Here is a 17,592-nt window from a genome sequence, read left to right as displayed (position 1 = left end):
GCCGTGTATGTGGGGCCGCGCCTAAAGCGGGGCAGTTAAAGCCCGACGGCGGCCCTCCAGTGGGGGAGGACCGCCGTCGGTTACAACCTAGCTGGGGCTCAGTCGCCGAGGCGCAGGCCCGTCTTGGTGTCGAACAGGTGCACGTGTCCGGACTGCGGGCGGACGTAGATGGATTCGCCCTTCATCGGGGGGCGGCGGCCATCGACGCGTGCCACGATGTCGTGGCTCTTGCCGTCCAGCGTGGTGTGGCCGTAGACGTAGGCGTCGGCGCCGAGTTCTTCGACGACGTCGACCTCAACCTGGAGGCCTTCGCCTGCGGCGACCTGCTCCAGGTCCTCCGGACGTGAGCCCAGGGTCACGGTCTGGCCGTGGGCCTCTTCGAGGACATCGCGCGGAACCGGGTAGACGGTCCCGCCGAACTGCACGCCGCCGTCGACGACCGGCAGTTCGAGCAGGTTCATGGCGGGGGAGCCGATGAAGCCGGCCACGAAGACGTTCTTCGGCTTGTCGTACAGGTTGCGCGGGGTGTCGACCTGCATCAGCAGCCCGTCCTTGAGCACGGCGACGCGGTCACCCATCGTCATGGCCTCGACCTGGTCGTGGGTCACGTAGACAGTGGTGACGCCAAGACGGCGGGTCAGTGACGCGATCTGGGTGCGGGTCTGAACGCGCAGCTTGGCGTCAAGGTTGGACAGCGGCTCGTCCATGAGGAAGACCTGCGGGTTACGCACGATTGCGCGGCCCATGGCAACACGCTGGCGCTGGCCGCCGGAGAGTGCCTTCGGCTTGCGGTCCAGGTACGGTTCGAGGTCCAGCAGCTTGGCGGCCTCACGGACGCGCTCGGCGCGCTCTTCCTTGCTGACGCCGGCGATCTTCAGCGCAAAGCCCATGTTGTCCGCCACGGTCATGTGCGGGTACAGGGCGTAGTTCTGGAACACCATGGCGATGTCGCGATCCTTCGGCGGAACGTCCGTGACGTCACGGTCGCCAATGAGGATGCGGCCGGAGTTGACGTCCTCAAGACCTGCGAGCATGCGCAGGGAGGTCGACTTTCCGCAGCCGGAGGGTCCAACGAGGACCAGGAATTCGCCATCGGCGATATCGATGTTGAGCTTGTCAACAGCGGGCTTATCGGTGCCCGGGTACAGGCGTGTTGCATTGTCAAAAGTAACTGTAGCCACAGTTATCAATCCCTTCACCGGCAGGTACGTGCCGGACGATCCGTAGTGAATGGTCTTTTTATGCAGTTGTTAATTCAGTTATCCGTCATCATGCGCATACTCCTCGGCCGAAGCCGAGGAGTATCCAGTGACGCCGCACGGTAGTTGTGCGCCACATCACAACCAGAGTATGTCAGATTTATGGCATTAGGGCCAAAAAGTTACGGATGTCACACGTGGGATCCGTCACATGGCGCCAGCGCGGCTATGTATGCTGTGCGCATGACGGCACTGCAGATCTATGTCAGTTTCCCCGGCACGGCACGTGAAGCACTTGGCTTCTACGCTGACGTCTTCGGCGGAGAGCTTGCCTTGTTCACGTACGAGCAGTTCAACCGCAGCGACGGACCGCCGGATGCCATTGCCCACGGGCAGCTCAACGGCGCAGTCGCTTTGGCGGGCTCGGATGCGGCAGCGGGTGAGAAAAGCGTCCGGTTCGAAGGCCTCATGCTCTCGCTGCTGGGGACCGCCGAACCGACAGTTCTCCACGAGTGGTTCGACAAGCTCGCCGTCGACGGCCGGGTGATCGACCCCCTTACCCCGAAGCCCTGGGGCGCGACAGATGGCCAGGTCGTCGACCGTCACGGACTGCACTGGTTGATCGGCTACGAACCGTCGGCCTCGCCGGGTTAGCCGGGGCGCGGGGTGGTTAGCCGTTGACGGCCTTCTTCCGCTCCCTCAGGAGGGCTTCGAGCAGTTCGCAGACATGAACGGGAGACTCCACCCGGAACTCGGCCCGGGTGAAATCAAGCCCCACTTTCACGCCGAGATCGCCCGGGAGGAGGCTGGCCAGGGCGTCCTCGTCGGTGGTGTCATCGCCGGCGAAGGCCACCGCGGTGGCCCCGGCGGCCTGCCGCAGGAAGGCAATGCCCTCACCCTTGGAGGCTTGGACCACGGAGGTCTCCAGGACGCGGTTGCCGGTCTTGAGGAACACACCGGGGCGGTCCTGCAGGACCGCCCGGGCCGCGGCGACGGCGTCCTCGGCTACGTCATCGGCCGCGAGCCGCGTGTGCAGGACGACGCCGGCCGGCTTGTCCTCCAGAAGCGTCCCGGGGGCCTGCTCCACGATCCCCGCGAGTTCCTTGCGGACCTCCGCCAGGAGTTCGCGCTGGGCGTCGTCGAGCATCAGCTGCGAGGAACCGGGCCCCATCCAGACTTCTGCGCCGTGGCTGCCGATCAGAAGCGTTTGCTCCGGCGGGGAGGCGACCGCCCGCAGGCTGTCCAGCGCCCGGCCGGAGATGAGCGCCGTCGTGGTCCGGGGAAGTTCCGTCAGCGCCGCGAAGGCGGCCGCGGAGCGCGGCAGCGCGCGGGCGTCGGCCGCGTGATCCACGAGCGGTGCCATGGTGCCGTCGAAGTCCATGGCCACGAGCAGCTGCTCGGTGCCCGCGACGCTCCGCACGGCCTCCAGCAGTTCGGGAGAGAGCGAGAGCGGCGCTGTGTCTGAATCGTTGGTGGTATCAGGAGTCATCGCGGATAACCTTTTCAGCAAGGGCGGCCAGGAAGTCAGAGGACCAAAGATCGACGTCGTGGTCCAGAATCTGTTTGCGCATGGCCCGCATGCGCCGGGACGCCTCGGCCGGCTGAATGTTGACCGCCCGCATGATGGTGTCTTTGAGGCCGTCGATGTCGTGCGGGTTCATCAGCAGGGCCTGCTTGAGCTGGTCCGCGGCGCCGGCAAATTCGCTGAGCACCAGCGCGCCGTCGTTGTTCGTCCGGGCGGTGACATATTCCTTGGCGACGAGGTTCATGCCGTCGCGCAGGGCCGTGACCAGCATGACGTCCGCGGCCAGATACAGCGCCACCATCTCCTCGATGGGGTAGCTGTGGTGCAGGTAGCGGACGGCGGTGCTCTCCATCGTGTCGAAGGTGCCGTTGATGTGACCGACGGTGCCCTCGACCTCCTCGCGGAGCAGGCGGTACTGTTCCACCCGTTCCCGGCTGGGGCTGGCCACCTGGATCAGGGTCGCGTCCTCGACCGTGACCTTGCCGTCCTGCAGCAGTTCCTCGTAGGCCTTGAGCCGGTGCCTGATGCCCTTGGTGTAGTCGAGGCGGTCGACGCCGAGCAGGATGGTCTTGGGGTTGCCGAGGTCCCGGCGGATCTGCTGTGCGCGCTCAATGACTTCCGGTTTCTTGGCCAGCTCGCTGATCTGTTTGACGTCGATGGAGATGGGGAACGCCTGGGCCCGGGCAATGTGGGTGGGTTCGCCATCGGCGCCCCGGACGTGGACCTGCTGCTGCTTGACGCTGGCACCCAGGAAGCGCCGGGCCGAGCGCATGAAGTTTCCGGCGTCGCTGCTGCGCTGGAAGCCGACCAGGTCCGCGCCGAGCAGGCCGTCGATGATCGCGCGGCGCCACGGGAGCTGGGCGAAGATCTCCGGCGGCGGGAACGGGATGTGGTTGAAGAACCCGATCTTCAGGTCCGGCCGGGCTTCCCGGAGCATCTTCGGGACCAGCTGAAGCTGGTAGTCCTGCACCCACACGGTGGCGCCCTCGGCCGCGTGGCGGATGGTGGCGTCGGCAAACCGGCGGTTCACCTTCCGGTATGAGTCCCACCAGGCGCGGTGGAACTCCGGCGGGGCGATCACGTCGTGGTACAGCGGCCACAGCGTGGCGTTGGAGAATCCCTCGTAAAAGAGTTCGATGTCCTCCGTGCTCAGCTGGACGGGGACGAGGTCAATGCCGCCGTGGCTGAAGGGCTTAACGGTCTCATCAGGTGCGCCGTGCCAGCCCACCCAGGCGCCGTCGGTCTTGGTCATCATGGGGGCCAGCGCAGTCACTAGTCCGCCGGGGGAGCGGCGCCAGCCGTCCTCGCAGCCGGTCTCGTCGGCGGAGCAGCGGTCAACGGGCAACCGGTTGGACACCACAATGAAGTCGAACTGATCCCCCGCCCCGGTGCCCTCTGCGGCGCCGTCCGTGGCTGTCAGTGCAGCTTTAGTAGTCTCGTGTGCGCCGTGGCTGGCGCGGTCTGTTGCTTCCATTGGTGCCCCCTTGGGGTCGCTCGTGGCTCTCCGTCAACCCTAGCCGCACGGAATCTTCCGGGCTATTCGTCCGTTGGGCAGGCTGAAGGGAAACTTGAAAGCGCAAGTTCTCGGGTTTCTCCCCTAAAATGATGAAGTTGCCACTGAGTGGACCGTCCCTGGCCGAACGACCCGAGGAACCAATGAGCCCCGCAAACGAACCCCGACAGTCTAAGGCAGAGCGCACTGCCGCGGCGCGCGAGAAAGCACGTGAGATCCGCGAGGCGCAGCTGAAGAAGGACAAGCGCAACAAGCTGCTGATCGGCTGGGGCATTGTTGCCGCCGTCGTCGCCATCATCGTGATCGTGGCCCTGGTTGTCACTTCAAACATCAAGAACAACGCCCCGGTTGCCGACGAGGGGCCCACCCCGGCCAACGGCAACATCCACGGCGGCGTCACCTTGCTGGCGAATAACGCGGTTGCCAAGACCGATCCCGCGACCGTGAAGATTTCCGACCTCCCGGCCGCTCCGGCCACCCCGCCGTCTCCGGTCACGGCACCGGGCGCTCAGGCCGAGGCCGGCAAGCCGGTCAAGGTGGTCCTCTATGTCGACTTCATCTGCCCCGTCTGCAAGAACTTCGAGGCTCAGTACAACGAGAGCCTCACCAAGCTTCGCAACGAGGGCAAGATCACGGTGGAATACCGCCCGCTCGGCTTCCTCGACAGCCGGTCCACCACCAACTACTCCTCGCGCGCGGCCAACGCCGCGGCCTGCGTGGTGAATGAATCCCCGGAGAAGTATTCGGCCTTCTTCGACCAGCTGTACGCGAAGCAGCCGGCTGAAGGCAGCGCCGGACTCTCCGATGCGGAGCTGAAGACGATGGCCACCGATGTCGGGGCCAAGAGCATTGACCAGTGCGTGGACAACAAGACGTACCGTCCATACGTGAAGCACACCACCCAGGAAGCGGCGGTGATCGGCGTGACCGGCACGCCCACCGTGTTTGTCGAAGGCAAGCAGTGGGGTGTCGGCGACAGCGCCCAGACCCCGTTCGACAAGTTCCTGCAGTCCGCGATCGACGCCAAGAAGTAAACCGCGCAGCATCCATGCCGTTGAAGGCCCCTGTCCTGGATTTTCCGGGGCAGGGGCCTTGCTGTTGCTGGCCCGCCGGCGTTCTTGCCACGGTTTTTACCACCGGCCATCCGTGGGCTAACCTTATCTAGCGTCCAGGCGCCGGCCATATTGTGGACGGGTGCCTGGCGGCACAGGAATGCCTCCTTAGCTCAGTTGGCCAGAGCACCGCTCTTGTAAAGCGGGGGTCGTCGGTTCGAGTCCGACAGGGGGCCCCACGAACCCCTCCGTTCCGGCGATTTTGCCGGGACGGAGGGGTTTTTTGTACCCAGGCATCGGAACGAATTTCCGGGCATAAAGACGTGCGGCCCTGCCCCCGGAATCCGGGAGCAGGGCCGCGCGGGCAACGAAACCGAGTGTTACTCCGGAACCACCAGGGCCGGGGTGTCCTTCCGGATGGTCTCACCGCGGAAGAAGCCCGGGTGCAGTTTCGCGGCGACCAGCATGATCACGAGCCCAAGGGCGAGGATGCCGATGCCCAGGATAAACACCAGGCCCACGCCGAAGACCTCCGAGCCGCTGCCGAATTCGGGCGCCCAGCTGTCCACTGCGGTCTGGAAGAAGACCACGGTGAGGACCAGGCCGCCCAGGACCGGGAACAGCAGCCGCATGAAGAAGTTGCGGACGCTGGAGAACAGGCTGTGCCGGAAGTACCAGGTGCAGGCGAACGCGGTCAGGCCGTAGTAGAAGCAGATCATCAGGCCCAGAGCCATGATGGTGTCGTTGAGGACGTTCTCGCTGACCACCTTCATGACGGCGTAGAAACCGCCGGAGATCACGCCGGCAATCACCGTGGCGAAGCCCGGGGACCCGAAGCGCTTGCTGACGGAGGCGAAGCGCGACGGCAGGGCGCCGTAGTGGCCCATCGCCAGCAGGCTGCGGGCGGGGGAAGCCATGGTGGACTGCAGCGAGGACGCGGTGCCTGAGAGCACGGCCAGCGACATGAGGATGGCCAGCGGACCCATGACCGGGGAGGCCAGTGCCGCGAAGATGTTCGACTGGTTGTCCGGGTTGTTCAGGCCGATGCCGTCGGCGCCGGTGCCGGCAACCATCATGGTGGCCACGATCGCGACGAGGTAGAGGGCCAGGACGGCGACCGCCGTCGTGGTTCCTGCCCGGCCCGCGGTGCCCTTGCCGCCCTTGGTTTCCTCGTTCACGGTGAGGCAGACGTCCCAGCCCCAGTAGACGAAGACGGCCAGTGACATGCCGGCGGCGAACTGCTCGAAGCTGCCGATCTTCATCGGGTTGAACCAGTCCCAGCTGAAGGCGATCGAGGTGCCCGCGTCACCCGAGGCGGCATGGGTGAGCGCCATGACGACGAAGATGCCCAGTACCAGCACCTGGAACCCGACCATGGTGTACTGCACGAGCTTGGTGGCGTGCAGGCCGCGGTAGCTGACCCACACGGCCAGGGCCACGAATACCAGGCACGTAATGATGTTCACGGCCGTGTTGGAGGTCAGGTTCGCGAGATCGGGGTTGTTGAATACCTGGGCCAGGAAGAGGTAGAAGAAGTCCACCGCGACGCCGGCGAGGTTGGACAGGACAATGATGTTGGCGGCCAGCAGCCCCCAGCCTCCCATCCAGCCGACGAACGGACCGAACGCCTTGGTGGCCCAGGTGAAGGTGGTGCCGCTGTCCGGGGAATCGGCGTTGAGCTCCCGGTAGGCGAAGGCCACCAGGATCATGGGGATGAACGCGACGATGAAGATCGCCGGCAGCTGCAGGCCGACGGCGCCGACGGCCGGTCCCAGCGAGCTGGTGAGGCTGTAGGCGGGTGCCACGGAGGAAATACCGAGGACCACGACGGCGAGCAGCCCCAGCTGGCCGCCCTTGAGCCCCTTGCCCGTGATTCCGTGTTTAGAACCGGCCGGATCGACGACGTCGTGCGTGATGGGGCCGTCTTTGCGGCCGATAGTCTGACTCATTGCTGACCTTTTTTCTGGGGGACGGACGGTTGCTGTTGGGTGATGCAGTGGATGCCGCCGCCGCGGGCGAAGAGCTCGCGGGCGTCGATGCCGACCACCGTTCGGCCGGGATAGGCGTCGCTGAGGATGCGCAACGCCTTCTCGTCCATCGGGTCGCCGAACGTGCACGCGATGACGCCGCCGTTGACCACCAGGTGGTTGATGTAGCTGTAGTCGACGAAGCCTTCCCCGTCGCTCAGGATCTCCGGGGCCGGGACCTCGATGATGTTCCATTCCCGGCCGGCCGCGTCCCGGGTGGTGGCGAGGTGGCTGATGATGTCCCGGCTGACCTCGAAGTCCGGGTGGGCCGGGTTCTGCTGGGAATGGACCAGCAGGGTGCCGGGGGAGGGGATGGCCGCGACGATGTCGACGTGGCCGCGGGTGCCGAACCGTTCCGAATCGCGCGTCAGCCCGCGGGGAAGCCAGACGACGTGGCTGGTGCCGAGGGTCCGGGCCAGTTCCGCCTCGACATCGGCCTTGGTGAGACCGGGGTTGCGGCCCGGATCCAGCTGCACGGTCTCGGTGACGAGGACCGTACCTTCACCGTCCACGTGAATTCCGCCGCCTTCGTTAACCAAGGGCGAGACGATGTGGCGGGCCCCCGAGCGCGCCGCGACCTCGGCCGCCACGAGCGAGTCCTTGTCCCAGGCCGCCCAGTCCTGGCCGCCCCAGCCGTTGAACACCCAGTCCACGGCGCCGAGCCGGCCGGCGTCGTCCAAGACGAACGTGGGGCCGATGTCCCGCATCCACGCGTCGTTCAGCGCGGCGGGAACCACCTCAATCTCCGGGCGGAGGTAGCGGGCGGCGGTCTGCGCATCGTCCGGTGCTACCAGCATGGTGACCGGTTCGAAATCCACGACGGCGTTCGCGACGGCGGCCCAGACGGAGCGGGCTGCGTGGGCCTCGTCCTCTGTCTCGCCCAGGGTGTAGCCGCCGGTGGGAAACGCCATCCATACGCGGTCCTGGGGCGCCGTCTCGGACGGCATCCGCCAGGTGCTCATGCGAAGGCCTCCTGTGCAGTGGATTTCTGTGCGGTGGACTTCTGTGAGGTGGACTCCTGTGCAGTGGTCTCGTCCGCGGGGGCGCCGAGCGGGGCGTCGGACCGCACCGGCTCGGTCAGCCGGGCATAGGTGTCCGGGCGGCGGGTGGCCAGGAAGGGGAAGAGCGTGAGCCAGTCCCGGCGCTGGTCCAGATCCAGGTCAGCGACGATCACGGCGGACTCATCCCGCGGCGCCTGGGCGAGGATCCGGCCGTAAGGATCGGAGATGAAGGAGGAGCCGTAGAAGTTCAGCGTGCCCTCGCTGCCGTAGCGGTTGGGGGCCACCATGAACAGCCCGTTGGCAATGCCGTTGCCCACAATGACCTGCTGCCACAAGGGCTGGGTGTCGAAGTCCGGGTGGTCCGGCTCGGAACCGATGGCGGTGGGGTAGACCAGGATTTCGGCTCCGCCAAGGGAGTAAATCCGCGCCAGCTCGGGGAACCACTCGTCCCAGCACGTGGGCATGCCCAGCCGTGCTCCGCCGAGTTCGGCCGGGGAGTGGACCTCGTAGGCGTCCTCGCCGTCGGGGCCCTGGCGGAAGAACTTGTCTTCGTAGTACCCGGCCGTGACCGGGATATGCAGCTTGTGGGTGCGTCCCAGGAGTTTTCCCTCGGGAGATACCAGGATGGCGGTGTTCAGGCCCAGGCCGTCATCGGAGCCGTCCGGGTTTTCCGCCTTCTGGTAGAGCGAGGCGTGGACGCAGATGCCGTGCCGGCGGGCGGCGTCGGCCGCGAAGCGGAACGTGGGGCCCGTGAAAAGGTCCTCGGCGATGTCCGAGGGCCGCGGGCGGGTGCTGCCGCCGTCGGTGTTGTTTTCCGGGGGCGTGTCGGCGGGATAGCGGGACAGCGTGAGCTCGGGCAGGAAGACGACAGTGGCTCCCAGCAGGGCGGCCCGAGCGATCCCTTCGTCCAGTTCGGCACGCAGCGCCGCGGCGTCAGGATGCCAGCGGTGCTGCACGACGCCGACCCGCAGCGCCGGACGGCTGGACGGCGACGTGCGGGCCAGGGAGGGCGGGGCGTCGAGGGAAGTGATTTCGATCATGGCTACTCCAGTGAGACGGGCGTCACATAAATGAACAGTGTTCATTTAGTATTGGGGTGATCGGCGTGCGGGGCAAGACCTAATATGAATAAAGTTCATTTATTTATTCGCTGCAGGTCTGTGTTGCCGCCCGGGCCCGCCCGCCTGGGCGCCCCCGGCACGCTCTCCTGGCGTGGGCCGTAAGGCCCTAGACCCGCTCATTGGCCACGGCAGAGTCTGGGCGTATGACTGAAGCGAACCCCGGAATGCCGGACATCAAGCCCGCTCAACTCAAGGAACAGCCGACGGCGGTGGTGCGCGAGACCGTCCCGATGCAGGCGCTGAGAGATTTCTTCGGCCGCGCCTTCGGCACCGTTATGGGTGCGGTGCAGGAGCAGCACGTCCAATTGGCCGGCCCCCCGTTCGCGCTGTATCGCGGAATGCCGACCGACGTCGTGGACGTTGAAGCAGGGTTCCCCCTCGCAGCGCCTTTCACGCACGCGGGCGGCGGGGCCACCAAGGTTGTCGCCGGGACCTTGCCCTCGGGCCGGGCGTATGAGGCGATGCACGTCGGCCCCTACGAATCGCTGCAGCAAACGTATGGAGCGATCGTGGCGCGGATGCAGGAGGACGGCGAAAGTCCGGGGGACGCGATGTGGGAGTACTACCTCACTGATCCCGGTGTCGAGCCGGACCCGGCGAAGTGGCAGACCCTGGTGGTCTGGCCGGTTGCGTAAAAAGCGTGAAAAGTATGACTTGATTGCCGCGATTTGCCGTTTTCATGTACCCGGGCGACGCATAGTGTCGCTTTGGCCACACTATTCTCCAACTCCATGCATAATGTCCTAAACTGCTTCACTGAGGTGCCTGAAATGGCGCTGCGCAGCAACGAAAGTGAACCCCCGCTATGGCTACCGATTACGACGCCCCACGCAACAAACCAGAAGAAGAATCTACCGCTGAGTCTCTGGAAGCCCTTCAGGCGTCCCGCGGAGGTGGCGCCCAGACTGCAGTGATCGACGTCGATGAGAACGACACGGCGGAGGGCATCGATCTTCCCGGGGCGGATCTGTCCGGCGAAGAGCTCACGGTCATTGTCGTCCCGGAGCAGTCCGATGAATTCACGTGTTCCTCCTGCTTCCTGGTCCGTCACAGGTCCCAGGTGGCCCGTGAAAAGAACGGCATGAAGTACTGCCGCGACTGCGAAGGCTAAAGACTCGCAGCTGATGGCGCACTAAGGCCACTTGAAGCGCCGGACCCGCGAGGGTGCCGGCGCTTCGCCGTTTCCGGCTTGCGGGGCGGCCCGTTAGAGCGAGTGGAGCTCGGCCCGCAGCGGGTAGTCCCTGCCGTCCAGGACCAACTGCGTGCAGCGGCCGGTGAAACGGTTGAGCACGATCGGCGCCATGAGGTTGACTGTGGTGGAGCCGGGAGCGTGGTTGAGCACGATCAGCACCTGGGGTGCTTCCCGCTCGTCGAGTCCGAGGGCGTCCAGCGAGGCGGCCGGAACTGGCGGAGCGTAGCTCGGCGCGAACACGGCGGCGTCGGCAAGGAACAACCGCACCGGTGTGGAGCCTGCTTCCAGTGCGTACAGTCCGGTTGCACCTTCGACGCTGCGCAGCGTGAAGTCGTGCAGCTCCTCGAAGCCCGGCATGGGGGCGGTGAACGTGAGCGGCAGGCTTGCGACGGGGGTGTCCATGACCGGGGTGCTCACCGCAGGAAGTCCATCAGGGTGGGCTGGAGAACCTTCGCCGTGGCGGCCAGGGCCACCTGATAGTTGGTCTCCTGCAGCTTCAGGTCCATGATCACGCCGCCAAGATCGGCCTTCTCGATTCCCGTCTTCTGTGCATCCAAGGAAGCCTCCAAGTCTGTATTAGCGTTGCCGGCGCGTTCCAATTGTGCCTGCCTTGTTCCAATTTCAGAACGGCCGTTGACGATGTTTTTGAAAGCAGCGTCGACCTGGCCGATCCGAGGCGTAGTGTCTGTCCCGGTACGGAGATCGGCTGCCATCTGACTGACCGTGTCAAACACCGATCCCGCACCGCTTCCGAAAATTGCTCCACCGTCGGCGTCGACCCGAACGGTTTGGGTGGCGCTGATGCGCCGCTCAACCGCGCTGATCCCAGCCCCGTTGAAGGTCGGCGGGACGGGGCCGCTGAAGGCCTCTACGGCGTCCGAGCTCCCGGCGAAGAGGTTGCGGCCCAGGTGCTTGGTGTTGGCGATCGAGACCAGGTCCTTGTTCAGGGAGTCCAATTCGTTGGCGATCGCGTCCTTGCCGGACTGCGGCAGGGAGGCGTTCCCGGCTTGAATGCTCAGATCCTTGATCCGCTGCATCACGTTGGTGGCCTGTTCCAACGCGGAATCGGCTGCGGTGAGCCAGGTGTTGCCGTCGTCGATGTTCCGGCCGTACTGGGCGTTGGCGGCGAGGAGGGAGCGGGTCTCCAGTGCCTGTGCTGTTGCAGCGGGATCGTCCGAGGGACGGGAGATCTTGTTGAGCGTGGTCGCTTTGTCCTGCAGCTCGGCCAGCTTGGACTGCTGGAACTGCAAGGTTCGCTGGGCGTTCGTGCTCATGGTCAGGTTTGTTACCCGGTTCAGCATGGCTACCTTCCTACCAGTCCGGTGCGGTTGATCAGGACGTCAAGGGCCTCATCGACGGCGGTCATGACGCGTGCCGCCGCCTGGTAGGCGTGCTGGTTGGTGAGCAGGCTGACGTTTTCCTCATCCAAGCTCACCGACGCCTGGGACGCCCGGCTGGTCAGCGCCGAGACCTGCGCCGCCGCGGTGAGGGACTCATGTTGCTGGGCGCCCCGTGATTGGACGCCGATGTTTGTGACGATGCCTGACCAGATCTTGTCCGGGGATCCCGCTCCGGTGCCGAGCTGTGAGATGCGGTCCGCGATGCCGGTGTCCAGGGCGCCCGAGTTGGGGAGCTTGATGGCAATGCCAGTGATGTCGGCGGGGCCCTTGATGCTGAGTGCGGCGGGACCGGCGCCGGTGGTGAAGAAGTCCTGCCCCGTCGCTCCAGGATTGCCGGCGGGGTCGTTGGGGAGTTGGCCGACCCTATGGACGGTGTTGACAATTCCCGCCAGTTTGGTCGCGAAGTCATTGTAGGACTCTGCCGCCTCGGCGATCGCTCCGCCGGATCCGCCTGAGGCGGGCGCCAGCACGGACAAAGCGCCTGCGATTTCGCCGCCGTCGATGGGAACGGCGACGCCGCTCCGATCTGTCCATTCAAGTTGTACGGGCGATCCCATTCGATCCGACGAGGATCCGGAAAGAGCCAGGACGCGGACTGAGCCGGCCGTCACCAGGGCGTTACCGCCGACAATGACATCGACCGTTCCGTCGGGCTGCTCCCGGACAGTGCCGCCGACGAGGCTGGCGATCTTGTCAGTGACCTTTGCGCGCGCATCGATCAGCTCGTTGGCCGATCCGCCGGCGGCGAGGGTGGAACGAATGGCGGTGTTGTATGAGGCCACCTGGGTGGCGGCGGCGTTGACCGCAGTCACTTTGTCCGAGGCCTGGGCGCGGACGCTGGTCCACTGGGAGTCGAGGGCCTGATAGCCGGAGGATATTTTGTCCGTCACGGAGTTCGCGGCGTTCAGGAGGAGCCCCTTCGGGCCGTCTTCCGAGGGCTGGTTGGCTGCGGCTTGCCAAGCGGACCAGAAGCCCTGCAAAGCCGTTGAGATGCCGTTTTCACCGGGTTCCTGCAGCACGCCTTCGATGCCCTGCAGCGCCGAGGAACGGGCACTCGCGTAGCCGGCCTGGGCGCCGGCCGAGCGGACGCTGCCGTCGAGGAAGCTGTTGCCGAGGCGTGCAATGGCGTCCACCGAAACGCCCTGACCGGGCTGCAATGCACCGCCGCTGAAGAGCCCGCGGGCAGGGGCGGCCAGCGAGGACTGCTCCACACGCTGACGGGTGTACCCCTCCGTGGCGGCATTGGCGATGTTCTGTCCTGCCACGTTCATGCCCTGCTGGGCGGCGGTCAGCCCACGGTACGCGGTGTTCAGGGCGCCGAAAGTGCTCATGGTCGCTTCCTTAGAATTCCTGGTCGAAGATGCGGGAACCGGCCGCTTGCCCGGTCCTGCCATGGGCGTCGTAGGTGCCGGCGGCAGCGGCGGGGTTGAGGTCGGCAAGCGACTCCTGCGTGGAGCGGACCGCGGTGCGCAGGTACTGCTCGTTGGAATCCCGAAGTTCCTTGATCAGGGCGGTCTGGCGGGTCAGCGCGGTCAGGTGCGCGTTGAGGACCTCGGCCCAGGCGCCCTCGGGGGCAGCGGCGGCAAGTTCGGCCAGGGAGGCATCGGTGGGGAGCCCCCAGACCTCGGCGACGACGGCGGCCTCGATGGTGCGGGCCAGGCTCGCCTGGGAGAGATGCGCCAGTACCTGTTCCACTTCCTTGGTCCCGTGGGGCAGCCAGCGGGACTTACCTGAGGTCAGCAGCAGTTGCTCCTCCTCAAGCTTGAAAGTCAGAACGTCCAGGAGTTCACGCTCCCGCCACAGCAGGGCTGAAAGTTCGTGGATGGCCATGGTCCGGACGGCTCCCTCATGAGTGTGAATGATGCGGTGCTGCCGAGGCGCCGAAAGCATCGTGCGGACGATGCGGCCTGCAGCAGGGTTCGTACAAACTATCGGCAGGATTTCCGCAGCCGTTAGCAGTAAAAAGACTGGTAGCAGGCGGAATTCGCCGCAGCGGAGTTCCGAAAAACATTTTTGGGATTTTTCCTTACCCATGAAACCTAAATGGCGATAACTACTCCTGAAGGCCCACGGATGGGCCATCGCTTACAGTCCCAATCACGGAGGAAATACCATGGGCTTCGTTATCAACAACAACCTTGCGGCAAACAACTCTTACCGCAACCTGAACTCCACCCAGACCGATCTCTCCAAGTCCCTGGAGAAGCTGTCCACCGGCCTGCGCATCAACCGCGCCGGCGATGACGCAGCAGGCCTGTCCATCTCGGAGGGCCTGAAGGCTCAGGTCACCGGCTCGGCCCAGGCCGCCCGCAACGCCCAGGACGGCATCTCGGTCATCCAGACCACTGAAGGCGCCCTGACCGAGGTTCACTCCATCCTGCAGCGTATGCGCGATCTTGCTGTCCAGGGTGCGAACGATACCAACAACGCCGACGCCCGTACCGCCATCAAGAACGAAGGCGACTCCCTGGGTAAGGAACTGGACCGCCTGACGCAGGGCACCAACTTCAACGGCATCGACCTGCTCAAGGGCACCGGCGGCACCGGCGTTTCCGCCACCGGCACCCTGAGCATCCAGGTTGGCACCGGTGGAACCGCCAACGACAAGATTGACGTCAAGGTTGGCGACGTGACCACAGCTGTGGGCGCGCTGTCCAGCGCAACGACCGCTGGCGACTTCCTCGTGGACACCGCAACCAACGCGCAGACCACGATCGGCAAGATCGACACCGCCATCAAGAACATCTCCGCACAGCGTGCCGACCTGGGTGCCAACCAGAACCGCCTGGAGCACACCATCAAGTCGCTGAACGTTGCCGGCGAGAACCTGCAGGCTGCCCAGTCGCGTATCGCCGACGTCGACATGGCTTCGGAAATGGTCAAGTTCACCAAGGCGAACATCCTGTCCCAGGCAGGCACCGCAATGCTCGCCCAGGCCAACCAGTCCAGCCAGGGCGTTCTCTCCCTCCTGCGCTAGGCCTGATCCGGCAGACCGGCAGTCATAGAGCCAGCCTGCCACCCTGATCGGACGAAGAGACACCCCCGATCACTGCGAAAGGGCCGGATGATGGCAAAACCATCGTCCGGCCCTTACGCGCAGCCAGTTAGACGCCGGCAAACGCACCACCATTTAGGTTCCAAACAGCAGGATTCGACAGCAAGGAGAGGCAGCGATGGGAATTTCACTCGACGGACTGGCCAGCGGGCTGGACACCACCGCGCTCATCAGCTCCATCATGCAGTCCGAAGCCCTGCCGCAGACCCTGCTCAAGAACAAGTCCTACGACGTCCAGACCATGGTGTCGGCCCTGCAGGGGCTCAATGGCAAGGTTGCCGCGCTCGCCACGCAGGCCACGGCCGCCGCCAAGCCCGGCGCCCTTGACCTCTACACCGCGACCACGAGCAGCGACAAGGTGGCCGCGACGACGAGCGCCGCGGCCAAACCGGGATCGCTCGACTTCCAGGTCACCCAGCTGGCCCAGACCCAGGTCACCGTCACCCCCAAGGTCAATGGCGTGACCGGCTGGCCCTACACCACCCTGACCATTAACACCGGCGGCGCCAACTACACCGTCACGCCGGCGTCCAGCAGCCTCGATGACCTGGTCTCCGCCGTCAACGCCTCCGGCTCCGGAGTCACCGCCAGCAAAGTCGATGTTGGCGGCGGCGACTTCCGGATCCAGTTCACCGCGGCCAAGTCCGGCAGCGCGGGCGCCTTCACCATCAGCGATGCCGGCACCACCTACACCGATGTCAAGGCAGCGCAGGACGCGCAGGTCTCCCTCTGGCCCGGCACCACTGCCGCGCAGACAGTGACCTCGTCCACGAATACCTTCACCAACCTGCTTCCCGGTGTCTCCATCACCGCCAAGGACGTCACCGCGGGGACTGCCACGCTGACGGTGGCGCGCGATGACGCCGGCATCACCAAGGTCGCCTCCGACCTGGTGGACGGGGTCAACGGCATCTTCGCGCTGGTTGCCAGCAGAACCGCCGTCACCACCAGCACCACGACCACCGGCACCACCACGTCTGCAGGCGTCTTCGCCGGTGACAGCACGGTCCGAACGGTGAACCAGGACATTCTCTCCGCCGCATCTTTGCCTGTGGGAACCCCGCCGCGGTCGCCCTCTGAAATCGGCATCAGCATCACAAAGACCGGCACGATGGAGTTCGACGCCACCAAGTTCGGTGCCGCACTGGCCGCCGATCCCGCCGGTACGGCAGCCAAAGTCCAGGAAATCGCCGGCCGCATCGCGTCCGCAGCCAGCGCGGCCTCGGACCCGTATTCGGGCACGCTGACCACCACAATCAAAGGCCAGCAGTCCGAGGTCAGTGACCTGGCCGACCAGATCAGCAACTGGGACACCCGGCTCGCAGACCGCCAAGCGACCCTGAAGAGCACCTATTCGGCTCTTGAAGTGGCAATGAGCAACATGAAGGCGCAACAAACCTGGCTGTCCTCGCAGCTCGCAGGCCTCTCCAGCGGGAGCGCCAAGTAATGATCAGCACACCCTTCGGCAGCGGCTACGGCACAGGTGGCTTCGGCGCCGCCCAGCGGAACCAGTACCTCGAAGACTCCGTCCTCTCGGCTCCGCCTGCGCGGCTCCTCACCATGCTCTACGACCGGCTCCTGCTGGACCTAGGCCGCGCGGAGACCGCACAGCAGGCCGCCAACTGGCCGGTCGCCTCGGAAAACCTCCTGCACGCGCAGGCGATCATCGCCGAACTCATCTCTTCCCTGAAGACCGACGCCTGGGATGGGGCCGACGGGCTGCTCGGGCTGTATAACTACGCCTTCACTGCCCTGGTCAACGCCAACATCCAGCGCGATCCCGCACTCACCCGCGAAGCTATCGAACTGCTGGAACCCCTGCGCCAGGCCTGGCACGAGGCTGCCGGCGCCGTGCCGGCGGCTGCCACCGCAGGTCCCAGAAGCGCCGCGGCTAGCCCCGCCGCAGCCTTCACCTCCGGCGTCCCGGGCGCCGGGGCATGGAACGCTCAGTCCGGAGCAGGCACAGGGAGCCTGGGTTTTGGGTAACCCAACCGATCTGGAACCGGACTTAGGGGGAACCGGACCCAACAATGCCGCATCACCCCTTCCCGGCACTATCCCGCAGGACACCACTTTGGCCGCGTGGCTGGCTGTCCTGGATGTTCTTGAAATGGCCGTCCAGGCCGCCGAGCGCACCCTGAAGGATCCTCTGGGACCGCTGTCCGTCCCCGCGGGAACCGTCGCGGAGCCCCGGCCGGAAAAACGCTGGTCACCGCCGTCTATGCCCGGGCAGTTGCCGGCGGCCGCACGGCGCCGTGCCGTAGCACTGGCTGAGGCCCAGGAACGCGTGTCCCGCCGGCTGGAAGAAGTCCGGCAGGACGTGGCACGTCAGCTCCAGGCGGTGTCCTCGGTGCCCGGCGTCGGAGCCCCGTCCCGTGCGATCTACCTCGACGTGAACGGCTGAAGTTCCCTCCGCTCAAATCTTTGGAAGAACTGTCGTATTTTCCCCTAACGCGGCGCTGAGCAGTGCCGATAACCACTGTAAGAGCACGGATCGCTCGTTTCCC

18 protein-coding genes and 1 tRNA gene are annotated in these 17,592 nt (G+C 65.5%); 9 read left to right on the top strand and 10 right to left on the bottom strand.

The window, feature by feature from the left end; genetic code table 11:
- Window positions 1-98 precede the first annotated feature (98 nt).
- Window positions 99-1,181: an ABC transporter ATP-binding protein gene (locus C8D78_RS17725; protein ID WP_120955182.1), complete on the bottom strand. Its 1,083-nt coding sequence runs from the start codon at window positions 1,179-1,181 to the stop codon at window positions 99-101.
- Window positions 1,182-1,442: 261 nt separating this feature from the next.
- Here C8D78_RS17725 and C8D78_RS17720 point away from each other — a divergent pair, with 261 nt between their 5' ends.
- Window positions 1,443-1,853 (top strand): VOC family protein, encoded by a 411-nt coding sequence (locus tag C8D78_RS17720; protein ID WP_120955199.1) that lies wholly within the window; start codon window positions 1,443-1,445, stop codon window positions 1,851-1,853.
- Between the two features lie 16 nt (window positions 1,854-1,869).
- On the opposite strand, the gene otsB is transcribed toward C8D78_RS17720, so the two are convergent.
- Window positions 1,870-2,688: a trehalose-phosphatase gene (otsB, locus tag C8D78_RS17715; RefSeq protein ID WP_120955181.1), complete on the bottom strand. Its 819-nt coding sequence runs from the start codon at window positions 2,686-2,688 to the stop codon at window positions 1,870-1,872.
- Window positions 2,678-4,198: an alpha,alpha-trehalose-phosphate synthase (UDP-forming) gene (locus tag C8D78_RS17710; RefSeq protein WP_120955180.1), complete on the bottom strand. Its 1,521-nt coding sequence runs from the start codon at window positions 4,196-4,198 to the stop codon at window positions 2,678-2,680. The genes otsB and C8D78_RS17710 overlap by 11 nt, the downstream gene beginning before the upstream one ends.
- A gap of 182 nt (window positions 4,199-4,380) precedes the next feature.
- Between C8D78_RS17710 and C8D78_RS17705 the strand changes: the two genes are divergently transcribed.
- Both C8D78_RS17705 and C8D78_RS17700 read left to right on the top strand, forming a co-directional pair.
- Window positions 4,381-5,271, top strand: a complete 891-nt coding sequence (locus C8D78_RS17705; protein WP_120955179.1) for a DsbA family protein — start codon at window positions 4,381-4,383, stop codon at window positions 5,269-5,271.
- A 180-nt stretch (window positions 5,272-5,451) separates the two neighbouring features.
- Window positions 5,452-5,528, top strand: a tRNA-Thr gene (locus C8D78_RS17700).
- A 141-nt stretch (window positions 5,529-5,669) separates the two neighbouring features.
- Here the strand turns inward: C8D78_RS17700 and C8D78_RS17695 are convergent.
- From C8D78_RS17695 to C8D78_RS17685, 3 genes are read right to left on the bottom strand one after another with little or no spacing between them, the layout of a single operon-like run.
- The gene (locus tag C8D78_RS17695) at window positions 5,670-7,238 is read right to left on the bottom strand and encodes an APC family permease (RefSeq protein WP_120955178.1); all 1,569 of its coding nucleotides are present in this window, start codon (window positions 7,236-7,238) and stop codon (window positions 5,670-5,672) included.
- Complete coding sequence (locus tag C8D78_RS17690) at window positions 7,235-8,278, bottom strand: agmatine deiminase family protein (RefSeq protein WP_120955177.1); 1,044 nt, start codon at window positions 8,276-8,278, stop codon at window positions 7,235-7,237. The genes C8D78_RS17695 and C8D78_RS17690 overlap by 4 nt, the downstream gene beginning before the upstream one ends.
- Entirely contained in the window at window positions 8,275-9,357 is a 1,083-nt protein-coding gene (locus C8D78_RS17685; protein WP_244208467.1) for a nitrilase-related carbon-nitrogen hydrolase, read from the bottom strand. Before C8D78_RS17685 ends, C8D78_RS17690 begins: the two co-directional genes overlap by 4 nt.
- A gap of 224 nt (window positions 9,358-9,581) precedes the next feature.
- On the opposite strand from C8D78_RS17685, the gene C8D78_RS17680 reads away from it, so the two are divergent.
- The gene (locus tag C8D78_RS17680; RefSeq protein WP_244208466.1) at window positions 9,582-10,073 is read left to right on the top strand and encodes a GyrI-like domain-containing protein; all 492 of its coding nucleotides are present in this window, start codon (window positions 9,582-9,584) and stop codon (window positions 10,071-10,073) included.
- Between the two features lie 170 nt (window positions 10,074-10,243).
- Entirely contained in the window at window positions 10,244-10,549 is a 306-nt protein-coding gene (locus C8D78_RS17675; protein ID WP_120955175.1) for a DUF4193 domain-containing protein, read from the top strand.
- A 93-nt stretch (window positions 10,550-10,642) separates the two neighbouring features.
- Here C8D78_RS17675 and fliW read toward each other — a convergent pair whose 3' ends face one another.
- Genes fliW through C8D78_RS17655 form a run of 4 tightly spaced genes read right to left on the bottom strand, consistent with a single transcriptional unit; the run spans window position 10,643 to window position 13,860 of the window.
- Window positions 10,643-11,047 (bottom strand): flagellar assembly protein FliW, encoded by a 405-nt coding sequence (fliW, locus tag C8D78_RS17670; RefSeq protein ID WP_120955174.1) that lies wholly within the window; start codon window positions 11,045-11,047, stop codon window positions 10,643-10,645.
- Window positions 11,044-11,931, bottom strand: a complete 888-nt coding sequence (gene flgL / locus C8D78_RS17665; RefSeq protein ID WP_120955173.1) for a flagellar hook-associated protein FlgL — start codon at window positions 11,929-11,931, stop codon at window positions 11,044-11,046. The genes fliW and flgL overlap by 4 nt, the downstream gene beginning before the upstream one ends.
- 2 nt (window positions 11,932-11,933) lie before the next feature.
- A complete protein-coding gene (gene flgK, locus C8D78_RS17660) occupies window positions 11,934-13,361 on the bottom strand; it encodes a flagellar hook-associated protein FlgK (RefSeq protein WP_120955172.1) in 1,428 nt (475 codons plus the stop codon).
- Between the two features lie 10 nt (window positions 13,362-13,371).
- Window positions 13,372-13,860: a flagellar protein FlgN gene (locus C8D78_RS17655; protein ID WP_120955171.1), complete on the bottom strand. Its 489-nt coding sequence runs from the start codon at window positions 13,858-13,860 to the stop codon at window positions 13,372-13,374.
- Between the two features lie 283 nt (window positions 13,861-14,143).
- On the opposite strand from C8D78_RS17655, the gene C8D78_RS17650 reads away from it, so the two are divergent.
- From C8D78_RS17650 to C8D78_RS17635, 4 genes are all read left to right on the top strand, one after another.
- A complete protein-coding gene (locus C8D78_RS17650) occupies window positions 14,144-15,007 on the top strand; it encodes a flagellin N-terminal helical domain-containing protein (RefSeq protein WP_120955170.1) in 864 nt (287 codons plus the stop codon).
- Between the two features lie 196 nt (window positions 15,008-15,203).
- A complete protein-coding gene (fliD, locus tag C8D78_RS17645; protein WP_120955169.1) occupies window positions 15,204-16,532 on the top strand; it encodes a flagellar filament capping protein FliD in 1,329 nt (442 codons plus the stop codon).
- The gene (gene fliS, locus C8D78_RS17640) at window positions 16,532-17,071 is read left to right on the top strand and encodes a flagellar export chaperone FliS (protein WP_120955168.1); all 540 of its coding nucleotides are present in this window, start codon (window positions 16,532-16,534) and stop codon (window positions 17,069-17,071) included. Before fliD ends, fliS begins: the two co-directional genes overlap by 1 nt.
- Entirely contained in the window at window positions 17,064-17,489 is a 426-nt protein-coding gene (locus tag C8D78_RS17635) for a hypothetical protein (protein ID WP_147429637.1), read from the top strand. Before fliS ends, C8D78_RS17635 begins: the two co-directional genes overlap by 8 nt.
- Window positions 17,490-17,592: the final 103 nt, after the last annotated feature.

Source organism: Arthrobacter oryzae (genome assembly GCF_003634095.1).
Lineage (GTDB): Bacteria > Actinomycetota > Actinomycetes > Actinomycetales > Micrococcaceae > Arthrobacter > Arthrobacter oryzae.
The sequence above is the reverse complement of the archived record's forward strand: the minus strand, read 5'-3'. Positions and strand labels throughout refer to the sequence as shown.